Raw genomic sequence first — 15,031 nt, 5'->3', positions numbered from 1 at the left:
TTCCTTTACATAATATGTTGAAAACTATGTGGATAATGTGGATAACTATATGTACTCTGGGAGTGCATCTATTTCGCAAGGAGGTTTTCCCCTACATTTACAACGTCTCCGGCGCCCATGGTTATCAACAGGTCGCCCTGTGTACAATGTTCCATGACAAATTTTTCTATTTCATCGAACGTCGGCAGATACCATGCTTCTTTTCCTTTTTCTTTTAGAAGTTTCACGATATCCTCTGAGCTGATGCCGAGCGTGTCCGTCTCGCGCGCCGCGTAGATATCCGCCAGAATGACTTTATCTGCCAGTGAGAGCGCCTCGGCAAACTGCGGCAGAAATGCCTTCGTCCGCGTGTAGGTGTGCGGCTGGAAAATGCACCAGAGTGTCTTGTGTGGATAGTTCTGCGCCGTCTTTAAGGTAGCCTCGATCTCATGCGGATGATGCGCATAGTCGTCGATGATGGTAAATCCATTTACCTCACCCTTCTTTTCGAACCGGCGGTTGGTTCCGGTAAAATGTGCCAGTCCCACGCGGATGGCGTCCATGGAGATGCCATTTTCCAAGGAAACAGCGATGGCTGCCAGCGCATTGTATACATTGTGCTCACCTGCCACACCGAGCGTCAGGCGCTCTTTCTTCTCACCGCCGATATAAAGATCGAAGGACGGATGCGCGTAATCGTCATACTGGATATCACCGGCACTGTAATCGTTGCCGCGGCTGTGACCAAAAGTAATAACCTTGCCTTTTGCCGCTTCTATGATCTCCTGATAGTTCTCGATATCGCCGTTGATGACAATCGCGCCCTGAGCCGGTACGCGCTCGGCAAACAGCTTGAAGGAATGACGGATATCCGCCAGATCCTTGAAGAAATCGAGATGGTCTTCTTCTATATTAAGAATGACCGCCATCGTCGGGTAGAAGGATAGGAAGCTGTTGGTATACTCACACGCCTCCGTCACGAAAAATTCCGGTCCGCCGACGCGGATGTTGCCGCCGATCGCCGGAAGGATGCCGCCGACCGAGATCGTCGGGTCATTTTTCGCCTGCAAGAAAATCTCCGTCACCATCGAAGTGGTTGTCGTTTTGCCGTGGGTTCCGGCAATCGCGATCGCATTTTTATAGTTCCGCATCATCTCGCCCAAGAGTTCCGCACGGGTCAGCATCGGGATGCCGCGCCGTTTTACTTCCTGAAATTCCGGGTTATCCGGGTGAATCGCCGCCGTGTAGACTACCACATCGATGCCATCCTGGATATTCTCCGCTTTCTGTCCGATATATACCTTCGCGCCGCGCGCCTCCAGGTTATCGGTCAGCTCCGAACGGTGTGCGTCCGAGCCGGACACAGTGAATCCCTCGTCCATCAAAATCTCTGCCAGTCCGCTCATGCTGATACCGCCGATTCCGATGAAATGGACGGATTCTGGTTTATTAAAATCAATCTGATATACATTCTCACTCATATTTGTGTATTCCTTCCCCGCCGCAGGCGGTTTTTGTTTTCGCAGACGCCATAGAAAAACGATATGGAACCGCGAGGCATTGTGTTTTCACGTCCTTTTAATTTAACTTCTTTTACATGAAATTGTCAATATAAGGCAAAAAAAAATAAAAGATACACGCCAGCCATCGCACTGCGATCCGTCTGTAACATGCATCTTTTATATCATTTAAGTTATGTCTTTTTCTTAGCGTCCCGTTGCCAGACACTTGCCGAACAGCATGGTTTTATAACGGTTTAACGCCGCCAGAAGAATGCTTCCCAGCACACCGATTGCCAGCACCTCGCCGATCCCGACGGTCAGCATCATGAACGGAATCAGATCCTCAGAGCCGTATGCAAAGCGGAGCACCCACGGTACAATGATCGTGTTGGCCAGGATCGGCGGTACACATACTAAAACCTTACTCTTGCGGAGCGCATAGGAGCCGACTGCCCCGATCAGGGTTGCCAGGCTTCCGAATACGATATCCAGTCCGGCTGCCCCGCAGAACAGATTGGATAAAAAGCATCCGACAAAGAGTCCCGGAATCGCTGCCGGGGTAAAGAACGGCAGGATACAGAGTGCTTCCGAAATACGGAACTGCACCGGTCCGAAGCTGATCGGCTGGAATGCCATCGTCAGCGCTACGTAGATGGCCGCGATCGCCGCGCCATACGCCAGAAAATACGTGTTTTTCAGGTTGTTTTCTTTCATATTCAATTCTCCTTTAGTTTTGTTTTACGAGTGGAAGGTCACGAACACTCGATTCATTTTACGCCGGAAATCGGCGGCAGCCCTGTAAGACCTTGTTTTTGCGGGCTTTGCAACGGGTATGAGTATAACATAGAGCAGATAGAAATACAAGTTTTCTTTTCGCTTATCGCCACTGTTACTGTTCACACATGCGTGAACAGTAACGGACAAAAATCATTTTTTCTATCTCTCTACCACTTTGCCATAAAAAAGCACTTTCCCTTTCTTTCTATCTCCTGTATAATAGAATCTACGTGATTTTGTGCCGGATGCTGCACAGACAGCTCACTCATTCGGGAGATATTGCATTTGCACATTTGAATCAGCTCCCCGACACTCGTCAACCCCATTTCATCATCACAAAGGAAGTATGTATTTTATGAAAGCACTCTATGAACGCTGGACAGCCATCAGCCTGCCTAAACGAATTCTGGGCGGCATGATCATCGGTGCCGTTTTAGGAATGGTGATTCCGCAGGCAGTCGGAATCTCAATCCTTGGAAATCTATTTGTCAACGCATTAAAGGGCATCGCGCCCCTGCTCGTATTTTTCCTTGTTATCAGTTCCCTCTGTCAGGCAAAGCAGAGCCACGGCGGCATCATCCGCACCGTTGTCTGCCTTTACCTGTTCAACACACTGCTCGGCTCTGTGATCGCGGTCGTCGCAAGTAAACTGTTCCCGATCACCCTGACACTCGCACAGGCTGCAGAAGAAACCTCTGCCCCGCAGAGAATCGCAGAAGTCCTGCAGACACTTTTATTAAATGTCGTAAAGAACCCGATCTCCTCCATCGCAGAGGCAAACTACATCGGTATACTGGCGTGGGCGGTTCTCTTCGGCGTGGCGATGCGCGGCGCCAGTGAGCGAACCAAGGAAATCATGGATAATTTCGCCGGTGCACTCTCAAAGGTAGTTACCTGGATCATTAACTTTGCTCCGTTTGGTATCCTCGGCCTTGTGTTTGACACCGTGTCTACCAACGGTCTGCAGGTATTTACCGAATATGGACGTCTTCTGGCTGTCCTGGTCGGTTCGATGCTGTTTATCTACTTCGTGACCAACCCGATTCTCGTATACTGGTGCATCCGCCAAAACCCGTTCCCGCTGATTTTCAAGTGTCTGAAACGAAGCGCGGTCACCGCCTTCTTTACCCGGAGCTCGGCAGCAAATATCCCGATCAACATGGAAGTCTGCGAGGAAATGGGACTGGACAAAAATACCTACTCCGTTACCATCCCGCTCGGTGCGACCATCAATATGAACGGTGCGGCTGTTACCATCACCGTCATGACGCTGGCGGCAGCCAATACGCTGGGAATTCCGGTGGATATTCCGACCGCCATCATTTTAAGCGTCCTGTCGGCACTTTCCGCCTGCGGCGCATCCGGTGTTGCCGGTGGTTCCCTGCTCTTAATTCCGCTTGCCTGCTCCTTGTTTGGCATCTCCAGCGATGTGGCCATGCAGGTCATCGGTGTTGGATTTATCATCGGTGTAGTACAGGATTCGGTCGAGACAGCACTCAACTCTTCCTGCGATCTTCTGCTTTCCGCAGCGGCACAGTTTAGGGAGTGGAGAAAAGAAGGACGGGAGATTACCTATTAAAATTATATTATATGCATATTGAAATCAATTTTTCCATATGCTATAATGCCAATAGGCAAACGAATGACAGTACTCACAGAGTACACAAAAAGCCCCCGGTGTGTGCTGACACCGGGGGCTCGCCTTTTTTGAAAAGGAGGCTTAAACCTTTGCTACCTACTCATCTCCATCCAGCCACTTACAAATATAGTAAGCCACAATGCTGGCTATCACAGAGAGCACGAATGACAGTATTCCTCCCACACAGTACACCCCCTTTCCGCACCTGTCTAGGGGTGGTAGCTGTATCAGTATAACACAGAAATTAATCACTCGCACTATATTTGTGCTTCTGCATCTTTTTTAATTGCATTTTAAAAGCGGCTAGATTTTTTCCAGCCGCTTTTATCTTATTTATTCTTCTTATAGATAATCCACAACCCCCGCAATAACAATTCATCATCTAATTCTATCTGATGCCGGCACAGCGGAATGATTTTTCTGGCAAGACCTCCGGTGGCTACAACGGTGGCTTTCTGGCCGAGTTCCTCTTCAATCCGGTCTACCATGCCGTCGATGCAGGACGCATTGCCATAGAGAGCGCCGCTCTGCATACATTCAACCGTATTCTTGCCGATCAGGCGCTTTGGCGGGTCAAGGCTGATGCGCGGAAGCTGGGCGGTCCGGCTGGTCAGGGAATTCATCGATACACCTATTCCCGGCAGAATCATGCCGCCGATGTACTGCTTGTTCTCATTCACCACACAAATGGTGGTTGCCGTTCCCATATCGATCAGAATGAGCGGCACCGGATACCGGTTGATTCCCGCGACGGCACCGACGATTAGATCGGTACCGACGGAGGACGGATTGTCCATCAGCACTTCCAGACCGATATTCATATCCACATTGACGACCAGAGCTTCCTGCCCCGTCACCTTGCGGATCGCCTCCCGCATCAGGGAGGTAACCGGCGGTACTACCGAACCGATGATCGCGCCGGTGATCTCACTTACCTTGATTTCCCGCAGCTCCAGCACCATTTTCAGGGAAATCGCATAGTCAAGCTCTGTTTTCCCGCTGTCTGTCGCCATCCGCTCGGTAAAGAGGATTTCCCCATCCGCAATACAACCGAGAACCACATTCGTATTTCCGATATCCAATGCCAAAATCATACTGTCTTACCCCCTGCTTTTTTCCAGAGCCGGTACAAATTTTGCCCGGTAAAGCGCTGCGCCGACTGCACCGGTGATGATTGTGGACGATACCATCTCGCATACTGCATTGATTCCTACGAAACCGCATACGAACAGGATGATATTTTTTCCGCCGATCAGCCCCTGCATATATTCGGTATTGCCAAACAGAACGACTAAAGCCGTCATAAAGAAAACTGTATTTAAAAACGCGGAACAGAATCCGGTTACCAGACTTGCCATGTACGCATCGGTTCTGCGGCGTACAAACTGGAAAATGTAGCCTAACAGAAGACCATCCAGCATACGTGGAACGAATCTCTGCACAAATGCCAGAAACGGGTTAATGCTGAAAAGCATCGCGCCCATCGCACTGCTGCCGCCGATGCCGATGCACTGTAAAAAGCTGGTCATGCCAAAAACTGCACCGATCGCTGCGCCGCCTGCCGGTCCCAGCGTGATCGCCGCGATCGCAACCGGAATCACATTAAATGTAATCGCCAGCGGCCCAATATTCAGATATCCGAGGGGAGTGTACGCCATCAGCAGAAGAATGCCGGTCATAAGACCTAAGATGACAAGTTTAGATGTGTTGTTTGTTGTGTTCATGAAATTTTCCTCCTTGTTATTATTCCCGGTTTGAAAACCTGCTGCACCTTTTGTTCACCAGCCTGCCGCTTACCTGCACCAATATCATGTGCATAAAATCCTTACAAATTCCGTTCTTTCCGGCGATACCATCCAGAAAAGCCGCGAGCCAGGGCATTTTAATTCCCCGTCTCTTCCGGTATGATTCTCCATCTCAGATACAGATCCGTATGCAGATACGCACATTCCGGCAGAAGTTTCTTTCTTCTGCCGCTTTCCGCAGATTTGCTGCCAGCACGTTCGGTGCCTGTTTTCTATGGGATACAATACAACTGCTGCCGCCTGTCCCTGTTCACATCCAGTGAAAACCAGGTCAGCCAGCAGACACCTCCACACTATATCACATCACTTTTCAACATACAACCAACAATTCTACCAGAATATGTGCTGTTTTTTATTGTCTTTTCACAAAATACATGTTTCTTTCCTCTCCTGTTATGTGCGCTTACCAAAGAACCCAGCAGGGCACGGAAGCCAAAAAGGGTTTACAATTTTTCCTCCAGATGCTATGCTGTTCGAAAATGATCCAGAAAACCAGAGTGCAAACCGAAAGGATATGTATTATGTTAACCGGAAAAACAATTATTTTGGGAGTAACCGGCGGAATCGCCGCATACAAGGCGGCAAACCTTGCCAGCCTTTTAAAGAAACAGCACGCCGATGTGCATGTCATCATGACAAAAAATGCGATGGAGTTTATCACACCGCTGACGTTTGAAACCCTGACGGTCAATAAGTGCCTGACGGACACCTTTGACCGGAATTTTAAATTTGAAGTAGAGCACGTGGAACTGGCAAAGAAAGCCGACCTCGCGATCATCGCCCCGGCGACTGCCAATGTCTGCGCCAAGCTGGCACACGGACTTGCCGACGATATGCTGACGACCACGCTCTTAGCCTGCCAGTGCCCGCACATCATTGCTCCGGCGATGAACACACGGATGTATGAGAATCCTATTACCCAAGATAATCTCCACCTGTTAGAACATTACGGCTTTACCATCATCGAACCGGCAAGCGGTCTGCTCGCCTGCGGCGATTCCGGAAAGGGCAAATTCCCGGATGAGGGGCTGATCCTGGAATATATTCTCCGCGCGATCGCCTACCCGAAGGATCTCGCTGGAAAGAAGATCCTTGTGACCGCCGGTCCGACCCAGGAAGCGGTCGATCCGGTGCGCTACCTCACGAACCATTCGACCGGAAAAATGGGCTATGCGCTGGCACGGATGGCGATGCTGCGCGGTGCCGACGTGACACTCGTCACCGGCGAAACTTCACTGACTCCGCCTCCATTTGTCAATACTGTCCACATCAAAAGCGCACACGACCTCTTTGAAGCAGTCACCTCCCGGAGTGAGGAACAGGACATTATCATCAAGGCGGCAGCCGTCGCTGACTACCGTCCGGCAGTCGTTTCTGATGAAAAGGTCAAGAAATCCGACGGCGATCTGAGCCTGGCGCTGGAGCGTACTGAGGACACTTTAAGCTACCTCGGCGCACACAAACGTCCGGGACAGCTGCTCTGCGGCTTCGCGATGGAGACCTCCCAGCTCGAGGAACGCGCCCGCGGCAAGCTGGAACGCAAAAATCTGGATCTGATCGCTGCCAACAACTTAAAGGTAGCCGGCGCCGGATTCGGAACCGATACAAACGTCATCACGCTGATCGATAAGCAGCAGACCCGCCATCTGGAGCAGATGAGTAAGGAAGCAGCGGCGATGGAAATATTGACGGTTTTACGCGATATGATGAAATAGATTTTGATTGAAATAGATAGAGAAAGAGGAAGCAACCGAGGTTGATGGACGGATGCCTCCTCTTTCATTGAATATGGAATATATCATAAGCATTATTTTTAGAATGTGGCTATTTAAAACGAATCCGCCATACTCCTATGATCAAGATAATTTCAGAAAGCAATCGCAATACTTTCGTGATTCGATAAGCTGTATCCTCTTTTATCTCTGGACTCTCCTGCAAGTATTTGCATTCAATAAAAGCCCTTGCCGCAATTTCTCCAAAAACTGCCAGCGCTAAAAATAAAGAAAAGCCTGCCATGCCTTTTGCATAACTGTACAATGACAGTAAGAATAAAATAGAGACGCCTATATTGTATAATGTCAGCCAGAATTTTTTCTTCATATCGATCACCTCTCGATTCAATCCAAGTGTAACAGAGTCTTTTATTAAGCAAAAATGTTCTAATGACGAGGCCATACTCCTACCACCAAAATAAGACCACAAAGATATCCGAGTGTTTTTGCGATCCGATAGGTTTTATCCTTTTTGATTTCCGGATTCTCTCGTAAAAATTTCCATTCAAATTTTGCCTCTATAATACTTGCTGCCAATACCGGTATCGCTAAACATAAGGTCACCGTTGTCAAGCCTTGAAGAGACGTGTACAGTAACAATAAAAGTACCACCGAACCGCCTAAATGGTATAATATCAGCCAGAATTTTTTCTTCATATCGATTACCTCTCGATTCACTATCCTGACAGGGCTGAAATCTCACAAAACAGCAACCTCTCTTTATTTTTGCAAAACCAGACATGTCTCTTATTTATTCTAATAATATCAGATTTATGTTCCAAAATATATAGACATTTTCTTACTTTTCTTACAAAATAGTTACAAAAATAACTCTACCAAAATGAAAAGGTACTTTTATAAATGAGAATATCCGCCCTCTTTTAATATCTGCTCTCGAATATCCCTTGCCTTTGGATATCCTTCTTCCATAAGCTGGATGGACATTTCATTCAGCGCTTGTCGATGTTATTTTCATTCCAAATCACCCTATTTTTTGTTCGAACGGCTATATAATTGTTTTGGTGAAATAATAAAGCCGTTCGGCTATGTCAACATTTTTCAGTTTTACTCTATACTCGCTTCTTGCCCCTGCGTAATCAGTTCCGCGATCAATCTCGCCCCATTCACAATATCCCCCACCTTCGCATACTCCCGCACGGAATGAACATCGTACATACCGCATGAAAGCACCGCGCATGGGATTCCGTGCTGCATCATCGTGTTTCCGTCGCTGCCGCCGAAGGTGCTGCCGAATTTCGGCTCGATTCCCAGGGTGCGGCAGGCCCCGGCAAAATGAACTGCCACCGGCGAGTCCGGTTCCAGATGGAAGGCTTTGACATGGAGGCGGTGTGTGAAGGAAAGCTCTGCCCCCGCCTCTTTGACGGCGGTTTCAAAGACATGGCGGACATCTTCCAGGGTCTCTATCGCCTTTTCATGGCTGTAGCTGCGGATCTCGCCCCGGCAGGTGCAGAGTTCCGGCACTGCATTCACGACCGAGCCGCCCGAAATCAGCCCCACATTCAGGGTTGTCTCCTCATCCACATGTCCCAGCCGTAACGCGGCGATCGCGCGGGCCGCCGTCTGGATCGCATGAATGCCTTTCTCCGGCTCGAATCCGGCGTGTGCTGCACGCCCTTTGACTGCCGCCTCAAAGGAAAGGATCGTCGGTGCCTGCAGGATCGCTGTCCCGACTGGTCCAGTTACATCCAAAACGTAAGATTCCTTCGCTTTCATCTGGCTGAAATCGAACTCCGAGCTTCCTCTTGTAAACGGCTCTTCCGCCACCGCAAAGAGGATCTCGATATCCCGGTGCGGGATTCCTGCCTCCTGCACGGCACGGATGCCTTCTAAGATGGCGATTACCCCGGTCAGATCGTCCGCGCCAAGCACGGTGGTTCCATCCGAAGTGATGGTTCCGTCCTCATGAAAAACCGGCTTCTTTCCGATTCCCGGCGCGACCGTGTCCATATGCCCGGACAGCAGGATCGGCGTGCCCGGCAGCCCGCCCTTTAACGTTCCAAACAGATTTCCCGCATTGCCTCCTATTTTCTCGGCTGTGTCATCTTCCTTTGCCTGGATTCCCAGCTCTGTGAGCTTTTCCTTCAGGCGATCCGCCAGCTCGCGTTCCCCGAAACTTTCCGAGTCGATCCGCGCCAGCTCGCCGAATTCGGCGCGGATGCGGGCTTCGTTTATCTCAATCTGTGCCATGATGACTTCCTCCTGTTTTCCATTCTTTTTTCTATCTATTTTTTACTCTCCCGCTAATTCCTACTATTTTTCTCTGTTTTGTGTATTATACACCGGAACATGATTGTAAGCAACGCGGAAATTTTTAAATGTACTTTCATATTCTTTTTTATATTCGCTGAAAAATCTGTTATACTAAAAATACAAAAAATTTTAATTTCAAGTCGAACGTCCGTGAGACAAATTTGCTATTACTCACCACCTGAAGAGGTGGGAGTCTTCTCGACTGAGATAAAAAGGAGAGACCATATATGTGTACAGCCGCAACTTACAAAACCGCCGATTTCTACTTCGGCAGAACCTTAGATTATGAATTTTCTTACGGGGACGAAGTAACCGTCACACCTCGCAACTATCCACTTACTTTCCGCCACGCAAGCGCGGTTTCTACCCACTATGCCATCATCGGCATGGCACATGTGGCGGGGGATTATCCGCTTTATTATGATGCTTTTAATGAGAAGGGGCTTTGCATGGCGGGACTGAATTTCGTCGGCAATGCTTCCTACCAGAAGCCGCAGGAGGATCATGACAACATCGCACAGTTTGAGTTCATCCCCTGGATTCTCAGCCAGTGCGCGTCCGTGAAAGAGGCTCGCATCCGCCTCTCCCAGATGCTACTGACCGACACCCCATTCAACGAGCAGTTTGCCCCGGCGCAGCTTCACTGGATTCTTGCCGATAAAAATGAATGCATCGTCATCGAGCCGATGGCGGACGGGCTGCATATCTACAACAATCCGGTGGGTGTCCTGACAAACAATCCGCCGTTCCCGCAGCAGCTGTTCTCCCTCAACAATTACATGAACTTGTCCCCGAAGCAGCCGCAGAATACATTTTCTGCCGATCTGCCGCTTACAACCTACAGCCGCGGCATGGGCGCTCTCGGACTTCCGGGAGACCTCTCCTCCGCTTCCCGGTTTGCACGGGTCGCTTTTACAAAATCAAATGCCCGCTCCGGCGCATCCGAGCTAGAAAGTGTCAGCCAGTTTTTCCATATCCTAGGTTCGGTTGACCAGCAGCGCGGATGCTGCGAGGTCTCCGATGGAAAATATGAAATCACACTCTACACCTCCTGCTGCAACGCGGATAAGGGGATTTACTACTACACGACATATGAAAACCATCAGATCACGGCAGTGGATATGAACCGGGAGAACCTGGACGGGGAGACTCTTTCAAGATTTCCGCTGGTACAGGGGGAACAGATACGGTGGGAGAATTAGGACGAAGCATTTTCTTCTATCCTCTTCTTCACGCATGGCAGGCAGCCCACCGTATGAAGACTCCGGACACACGTTCCTATAAAGCAAAAAGCAGGGAGAGGAAATATTCCGCAAACATTTCCTCTCCCTGTTCAAGCCGAACGGCCGACATCAATAAACCGGATATACGTATTCATCCTCTGCCGCCTCTGCTTTTTCTACCTTCAAGACCTGAATCTCCATTCCTTTCTCTTCATCATAATGATAGGTTCCTGTGACTGTCACCCATTCATCCTGTGAAAGAGTTTCCGCCTGATCCCAGATACATAGCGGTCCGCAGGGCTGCAGATCTGCCACACAGCAGCTCATCAGCATACGGATCAAGCCAAACTGCCCCACTGTGAGTGTATCATCCCGGTAAACAGTTCCATGCATCTGGATTTCATATCCTTCGTACATCTCCGGATAATAGCTGAGCTGCACCAGCCACGGATAAAAACTGGCATCATCCACGACAATCCGCCTGTTTTCTGTATCCAGCCCAGGAGGCGTTTCGATCCTTTCTGAATCTTCCTGTGCTCCTGCTGTTTCATCTATATTGCCGCCCTGTGTTTCTTCTAGGGATTCTGTCCCGTCATCAGACGAGCCGGTATACATATCCGCTGCCTGTGTCACTGCCGCTTCACTCTCGCCAGACACAGCCTGCTTATCCGTCTTCTCATTCTGTCCGCTTTCTTCTCTCGGACGCCCCGCCTGTACCAGTCCCTGGCTGGAATAGGACATATTCCCCGATGCCCCCAGCGCCTGATATGGCAGCTGCAGCGCCATGAGTGGGATTAGAAGAACCAGCGTCCGGTTCAGATGCTGCCGGTATTCCGGTATCCCGGTCCGGGCAAAGCAGGAAAATGCCCAGACTGCCATTACCAGCGCCGCAAAATACAGATACCCTTTCATCCTGGGAGTCACAAAGAGAAGATACTGGACTGTATACGCCATCCAGAAGAGTTTCAGTCCAAAGAGGAGGCTTATCACTGCCTCAATGAGTGCCCCCGGATTGATATAATGCCTTCTCATCCTGCCATTCCTCCTCCCAGAAGTCCTGCTGTAAGCACCACTCCAAAGCAGACTGCAAATACCGTAAGCGCCAGCCTGACAATAAACGATGCTTTAAAATATCCTCGCAGCATCATCACGTTTTTGATATCCATCATGGGTCCAAATACGAGAAATCCAAGAAGCGGAACCGTTGAAAAAGTTCCCGCCATGCTTCTCGCCACCACTGCATCCGAGGACGAGCACAGAGAAAGCAGAAATGCCAGCAGAATCGCCGCAAACAACGCCACCGGAAGGCAGGAAGCCCCCCATTCTTTTAAAACTCCCAGATTCACCGCCTGAAACAGGGTGGATACCGCAATTCCCACAACCAGATACCTGGCAACCGAGTAAAATTCCATGCGGGCATGCCACAAAAATTGTTCTGCCCTGCCCAGCCTTCCGCTTCTGCTCTCCCGATAGCAGCCACAGGTACAAAATGAAGTGTTTCCAGCTTCTCCTTTCAAATAATCCGTCGGTTTCCGGATGAAAAAGCTGGTGCCAATCAAAAAGGAACAGAGGATTCCCAGACCGGTCCGGTAAAAAACTGCCCGAAAACTCCCATTAAAAGCATAATACGTTGAAAGAAGTACAACGGGATTTACAATTGGTGCTGCCGTCATAAAACAGATGGCAGCCGGAAGCGGAACCCCTTTTTTCAGTAATCCTTGGAAAACAGGGATCGACGCACAGTCACACACCGGCAAAAAAAATCCGGCTCCAATTCCCATTCCCATCGCAAAGACCGGATTAGACGGAAATATCCGCTCCAGAACCCCTACCGGAATGAAGACCTGAATGGCCGAGGAAATCAGGACACCCAAGAGTAAAAATGGAACCGCCTGCAAAAACACTCCCATAAAAATAGTAAAATAGCGGATCAACGGCACGCCTCGCTGTTCTGCCAGTGCCACTACCATCAGTAAAAAACAGGCAAGCAGCGCAAAAGCGAGCCATTCTAACAGCGGGCTTCCCTTCTGTTTTCCCAATTCATCCAACAGGGCTTCTTTTGAATATTCCCAGACTTCTGTCGATGGCGCCAGTGCTTTGCACATATGCTCCAACTGCTTTACCGCGTTTTCATCTTCCGTATTTCTCAAGTAAATCACATCACTAGAAGCTACCTGTGAAATCGGACCTTCCCCGGTCTGTCCAAGCATCATTCCCGCCATTTCCACATCTGCCAGATACATTACCCTTTCGATATGAATCCTTCGTCGGAGCGCATTGGACAGGAGAAGCTTCTCCAGTGTTCCAAAACGTTCCATTCCGTTCCACTCCACCCAGATCTCTTCATAGCGGTGGATTTCAAGCTCCACCTCCACTCTGTCTGCTACCTCTTCCAGATGTGTCTCCAGCTCATCCCGATCCCAGCTCCGGATTTTCCAACTGCACCTCTCTGCCTCCTTTGTATCCAGTACCTCTTCTCCTTCTTCAAACTGAAAAATCAGTACATTCCGGCAATGTCTGAGACGAAGACTATTTTCTATCAGTTTCGTCTTTCCGCTGCCCAGAAACCCTTCTACGATATAAACCGGTGTTGTCATCGTCCCATCTCCTTTCCTTTGATTCCAAGAGCTGCCACAAAGCACGCGACTTCCAGAAGTACAATTGTACCACCCGGTTTTGTTCCCCAATAGTACGAGATAAACAATCCAAGAATCGTTGTCCCGACCGCTGCCAAAACAGACCACAGAACCGTCATCCGATAACTGTTTCCCATCTGCATTCCAAACGCTACCGGAACCACCAGCATCGAAGAAATAATTAAGGTTCCCACGGTTCTTGATGCGATCGATACGGTACATGCTGTTAAAACAGTAAATAGAAAATTCACCTTACGCACCGGAACTCCCGAGATTCTGGCTGCATTTTCATCAAATCCTATATAAAAAAGTTCCTTCCGAAATAAAATAAGAAGCAGCAGTACCGCTGCGCTGACAGCACATACCCCCAAAAGTTCCGCTGTGCTGATTGACACGATACTTCCAAACAAAAAGCTGTTAAAGTTAGCACTGTTTTTAACAAATCCGGACAATACTCCGGCAAGACCTATTCCAGCAGACATAACGATCGCAATCGCATTTTCTGAATACCGGGGAAGACGACGCCGAATCGCCTCAATTGCCAGCGCTGCCACCACACAGATACCGCCTGCTCCAGCTACCGGGTTGATTCCAAACAGCATTCCGATCGCTACCCCTGCTAAAGAAGCATGGGCCAGTGCATCTCCCACCATCGACATCCGTTTAAGTACTACCGTCATGCCAATCAGCGGCGTAATAACAGCCAGCAAAATTCTTACTAAAAATGCCCTCTGCATAAATCCATACTCGAAAATACTCATTTTTCCTCTACCCCTCCTTCTTCCATCTTAAAAAAGCGATTTGCTCCGGAAAATACAGCTTGATTTCCGTGGGTAATCAAAAAAATTGTCATCGCCTCTTCTTGATTTCTGCGTTTTAATACCGCTGCCAACTGCCGAAGGGACTCCTGATCCACTCCGACAGCCGGTTCGTCCAGAAGGAGAAGCTGAGGTTTGGAAATCAACACACGTGCCAACATAACCCGTTGCTGCTGGCCACCGGAAAGTTCCCCTATCCGCCGGTTTAACGCATCTTTCATTCCCATTTCTTCCAATGTCCGGCATATTCTTTCCTTTTTATCTTTAACAGCCCACTTTTTCCAGAATGGATGATACATTCCGGTTTCCATGATTTCCTCCACCGTTGCCGGGAAAAATGCGTTGCGGCTGGTTCCATTTTGCGGCATATAGCCGATGCGGATTCGATGAAGCGCTGCTGTCAAAGAATCACTTCCTGCTATCACAACCCTTCCTTTTGCCGACTCCAACTCTCCCGACAATACTTTCATCAATGTGCTTTTACCGCTTCCATTTTCCCCTGTCAGCACTGCATAATCGCCCTGCCGGATTGAAAAATTTAAATTATGTAACACTCTGCGGTTCCCATATTCAAATGAAAGATGATCTACATCCACTATCTTCATGCCC

General features: G+C 49.1%; 14 protein-coding genes. 3 read left to right on the top strand and 11 right to left on the bottom strand.

Annotated features, from left to right (window positions below):
• Positions 1–68: 68 nt before the first annotated feature.
• On the bottom strand, positions 69–1,460 hold the full coding sequence (gene murC, locus DWX68_RS13140) for a UDP-N-acetylmuramate--L-alanine ligase (protein WP_118466999.1): 1,392 nt from the start codon (positions 1,458–1,460) through the stop codon (positions 69–71).
• A gap of 225 nt (positions 1,461–1,685) precedes the next feature.
• Positions 1,686–2,195 (bottom strand): QueT transporter family protein, encoded by a 510-nt coding sequence (locus DWX68_RS13135; RefSeq protein WP_022359584.1) that lies wholly within the window; start codon positions 2,193–2,195, stop codon positions 1,686–1,688.
• 418 nt (positions 2,196–2,613) lie between these two features.
• On the opposite strand from DWX68_RS13135, the gene sstT reads away from it, so the two are divergent.
• Positions 2,614–3,837, top strand: coding sequence for a serine/threonine transporter SstT (gene sstT, locus DWX68_RS13130; protein WP_118629820.1), 1,224 nt, complete (start codon positions 2,614–2,616; stop codon positions 3,835–3,837).
• A gap of 389 nt (positions 3,838–4,226) precedes the next feature.
• Here the strand turns inward: sstT and DWX68_RS13125 are convergent, their stop codons facing one another.
• Both DWX68_RS13125 and DWX68_RS13120 read right to left on the bottom strand, forming a co-directional pair.
• Positions 4,227–4,991 (bottom strand): type III pantothenate kinase, encoded by a 765-nt coding sequence (locus tag DWX68_RS13125; RefSeq protein WP_107001714.1) that lies wholly within the window; start codon positions 4,989–4,991, stop codon positions 4,227–4,229.
• A 6-nt stretch (positions 4,992–4,997) separates the two neighbouring features.
• The gene (locus tag DWX68_RS13120) at positions 4,998–5,621 is read right to left on the bottom strand and encodes an ECF transporter S component (protein ID WP_107001715.1); all 624 of its coding nucleotides are present in this window, start codon (positions 5,619–5,621) and stop codon (positions 4,998–5,000) included.
• A gap of 602 nt (positions 5,622–6,223) precedes the next feature.
• Between DWX68_RS13120 and coaBC the strand changes: the two genes are divergently transcribed.
• On the top strand, positions 6,224–7,417 hold the full coding sequence (coaBC, locus tag DWX68_RS13115; RefSeq protein WP_118629818.1) for a bifunctional phosphopantothenoylcysteine decarboxylase/phosphopantothenate--cysteine ligase CoaBC: 1,194 nt from the start codon (positions 6,224–6,226) through the stop codon (positions 7,415–7,417).
• 109 nt (positions 7,418–7,526) lie between these two features.
• On the opposite strand, the gene DWX68_RS13110 is transcribed toward coaBC, so the two are convergent.
• The 3 genes from DWX68_RS13110 to DWX68_RS13100 all read right to left on the bottom strand — a co-directional run bounded on the left by DWX68_RS13110 (position 7,527) and on the right by DWX68_RS13100 (position 9,682).
• Positions 7,527–7,802, bottom strand: coding sequence for a hypothetical protein (locus DWX68_RS13110; protein WP_107001717.1), 276 nt, complete (start codon positions 7,800–7,802; stop codon positions 7,527–7,529).
• A gap of 59 nt (positions 7,803–7,861) precedes the next feature.
• Positions 7,862–8,131, bottom strand: a complete 270-nt coding sequence (locus DWX68_RS13105) for a hypothetical protein (protein ID WP_118492978.1) — start codon at positions 8,129–8,131, stop codon at positions 7,862–7,864.
• Between the two features lie 408 nt (positions 8,132–8,539).
• Positions 8,540–9,682 carry a M20/M25/M40 family metallo-hydrolase gene (locus tag DWX68_RS13100; RefSeq protein ID WP_118629816.1) on the bottom strand — a complete coding sequence of 381 codons (1,143 nt, stop codon included), beginning with the start codon at positions 9,680–9,682 and terminating at the stop codon, positions 8,540–8,542.
• A 290-nt stretch (positions 9,683–9,972) separates the two neighbouring features.
• Here DWX68_RS13100 and bsh point away from each other — a divergent pair, with 290 nt between their 5' ends.
• Complete coding sequence (gene bsh / locus DWX68_RS13095; protein WP_118629814.1) at positions 9,973–10,947, top strand: choloylglycine hydrolase; 975 nt, start codon at positions 9,973–9,975, stop codon at positions 10,945–10,947.
• 150 nt (positions 10,948–11,097) lie between these two features.
• Here the strand turns inward: bsh and DWX68_RS13090 are convergent, their stop codons facing one another.
• The 4 genes from DWX68_RS13090 to DWX68_RS13075 are packed head-to-tail and all read right to left on the bottom strand — an operon-like array spanning position 11,098 to position 15,027.
• Positions 11,098–12,000, bottom strand: a complete 903-nt coding sequence (locus tag DWX68_RS13090; RefSeq protein ID WP_118629812.1) for a TIGR03943 family protein — start codon at positions 11,998–12,000, stop codon at positions 11,098–11,100.
• Positions 11,997–13,565, bottom strand: a complete 1,569-nt coding sequence (locus tag DWX68_RS13085) for a permease (protein WP_117796640.1) — start codon at positions 13,563–13,565, stop codon at positions 11,997–11,999. Before DWX68_RS13085 ends, DWX68_RS13090 begins: the two co-directional genes overlap by 4 nt.
• Positions 13,562–14,365 (bottom strand): metal ABC transporter permease, encoded by an 804-nt coding sequence (locus DWX68_RS13080; RefSeq protein WP_118629810.1) that lies wholly within the window; start codon positions 14,363–14,365, stop codon positions 13,562–13,564. The genes DWX68_RS13085 and DWX68_RS13080 overlap by 4 nt, the downstream gene beginning before the upstream one ends.
• Positions 14,362–15,027, bottom strand: coding sequence for a metal ABC transporter ATP-binding protein (locus DWX68_RS13075; protein WP_117796638.1), 666 nt, complete (start codon positions 15,025–15,027; stop codon positions 14,362–14,364). The genes DWX68_RS13080 and DWX68_RS13075 overlap by 4 nt, the downstream gene beginning before the upstream one ends.
• Positions 15,028–15,031 lie beyond the last annotated feature (4 nt).

Origin of the sequence: Clostridium sp. AF20-7, assembly GCF_003479275.1 — a bacterium.
Classification (GTDB): domain Bacteria; phylum Bacillota; class Clostridia; order Lachnospirales; family Lachnospiraceae; genus Otoolea; species Otoolea fessa.
Note: the sequence above shows the minus strand (reverse complement) of the source record. Positions and strands in the feature narration are given on the sequence as shown.

Bases quoted from the DNA above. Each gene is read 5' to 3' on its own strand.
- murC (WP_118466999.1), bottom strand. From the start codon at position 1,460: ATGAGTGAGAATGTATATCAGATTGATTTTAATAAACCAGAATCCGTC.
- DWX68_RS13135 (WP_022359584.1), bottom strand. From the start codon at position 2,195: ATGAAAGAAAACAACCTGAAAAACACGTATTTTCTGGCGTATGGCGCG.
- sstT (WP_118629820.1), top strand. From the start codon at position 2,614: ATGAAAGCACTCTATGAACGCTGGACAGCCATCAGCCTGCCTAAACGA.
- DWX68_RS13125 (WP_107001714.1), bottom strand. From the start codon at position 4,991: ATGATTTTGGCATTGGATATCGGAAATACGAATGTGGTTCTCGGTTGT.
- DWX68_RS13120 (WP_107001715.1), bottom strand. From the start codon at position 5,621: ATGAACACAACAAACAACACATCTAAACTTGTCATCTTAGGTCTTATG.
- coaBC (WP_118629818.1), top strand. From the start codon at position 6,224: ATGTTAACCGGAAAAACAATTATTTTGGGAGTAACCGGCGGAATCGCC.
- DWX68_RS13110 (WP_107001717.1), bottom strand. From the start codon at position 7,802: ATGAAGAAAAAATTCTGGCTGACATTATACAATATAGGCGTCTCTATT.
- DWX68_RS13105 (WP_118492978.1), bottom strand. From the start codon at position 8,131: ATGAAGAAAAAATTCTGGCTGATATTATACCATTTAGGCGGTTCGGTG.
- DWX68_RS13100 (WP_118629816.1), bottom strand. From the start codon at position 9,682: ATGGCACAGATTGAGATAAACGAAGCCCGCATCCGCGCCGAATTCGGC.
- bsh (WP_118629814.1), top strand. From the start codon at position 9,973: ATGTGTACAGCCGCAACTTACAAAACCGCCGATTTCTACTTCGGCAGA.
- DWX68_RS13090 (WP_118629812.1), bottom strand. From the start codon at position 12,000: ATGAGAAGGCATTATATCAATCCGGGGGCACTCATTGAGGCAGTGATA.
- DWX68_RS13085 (WP_117796640.1), bottom strand. From the start codon at position 13,565: ATGACAACACCGGTTTATATCGTAGAAGGGTTTCTGGGCAGCGGAAAG.
- DWX68_RS13080 (WP_118629810.1), bottom strand. From the start codon at position 14,365: ATGAGTATTTTCGAGTATGGATTTATGCAGAGGGCATTTTTAGTAAGA.
- DWX68_RS13075 (WP_117796638.1), bottom strand. From the start codon at position 15,027: ATGAAGATAGTGGATGTAGATCATCTTTCATTTGAATATGGGAACCGC.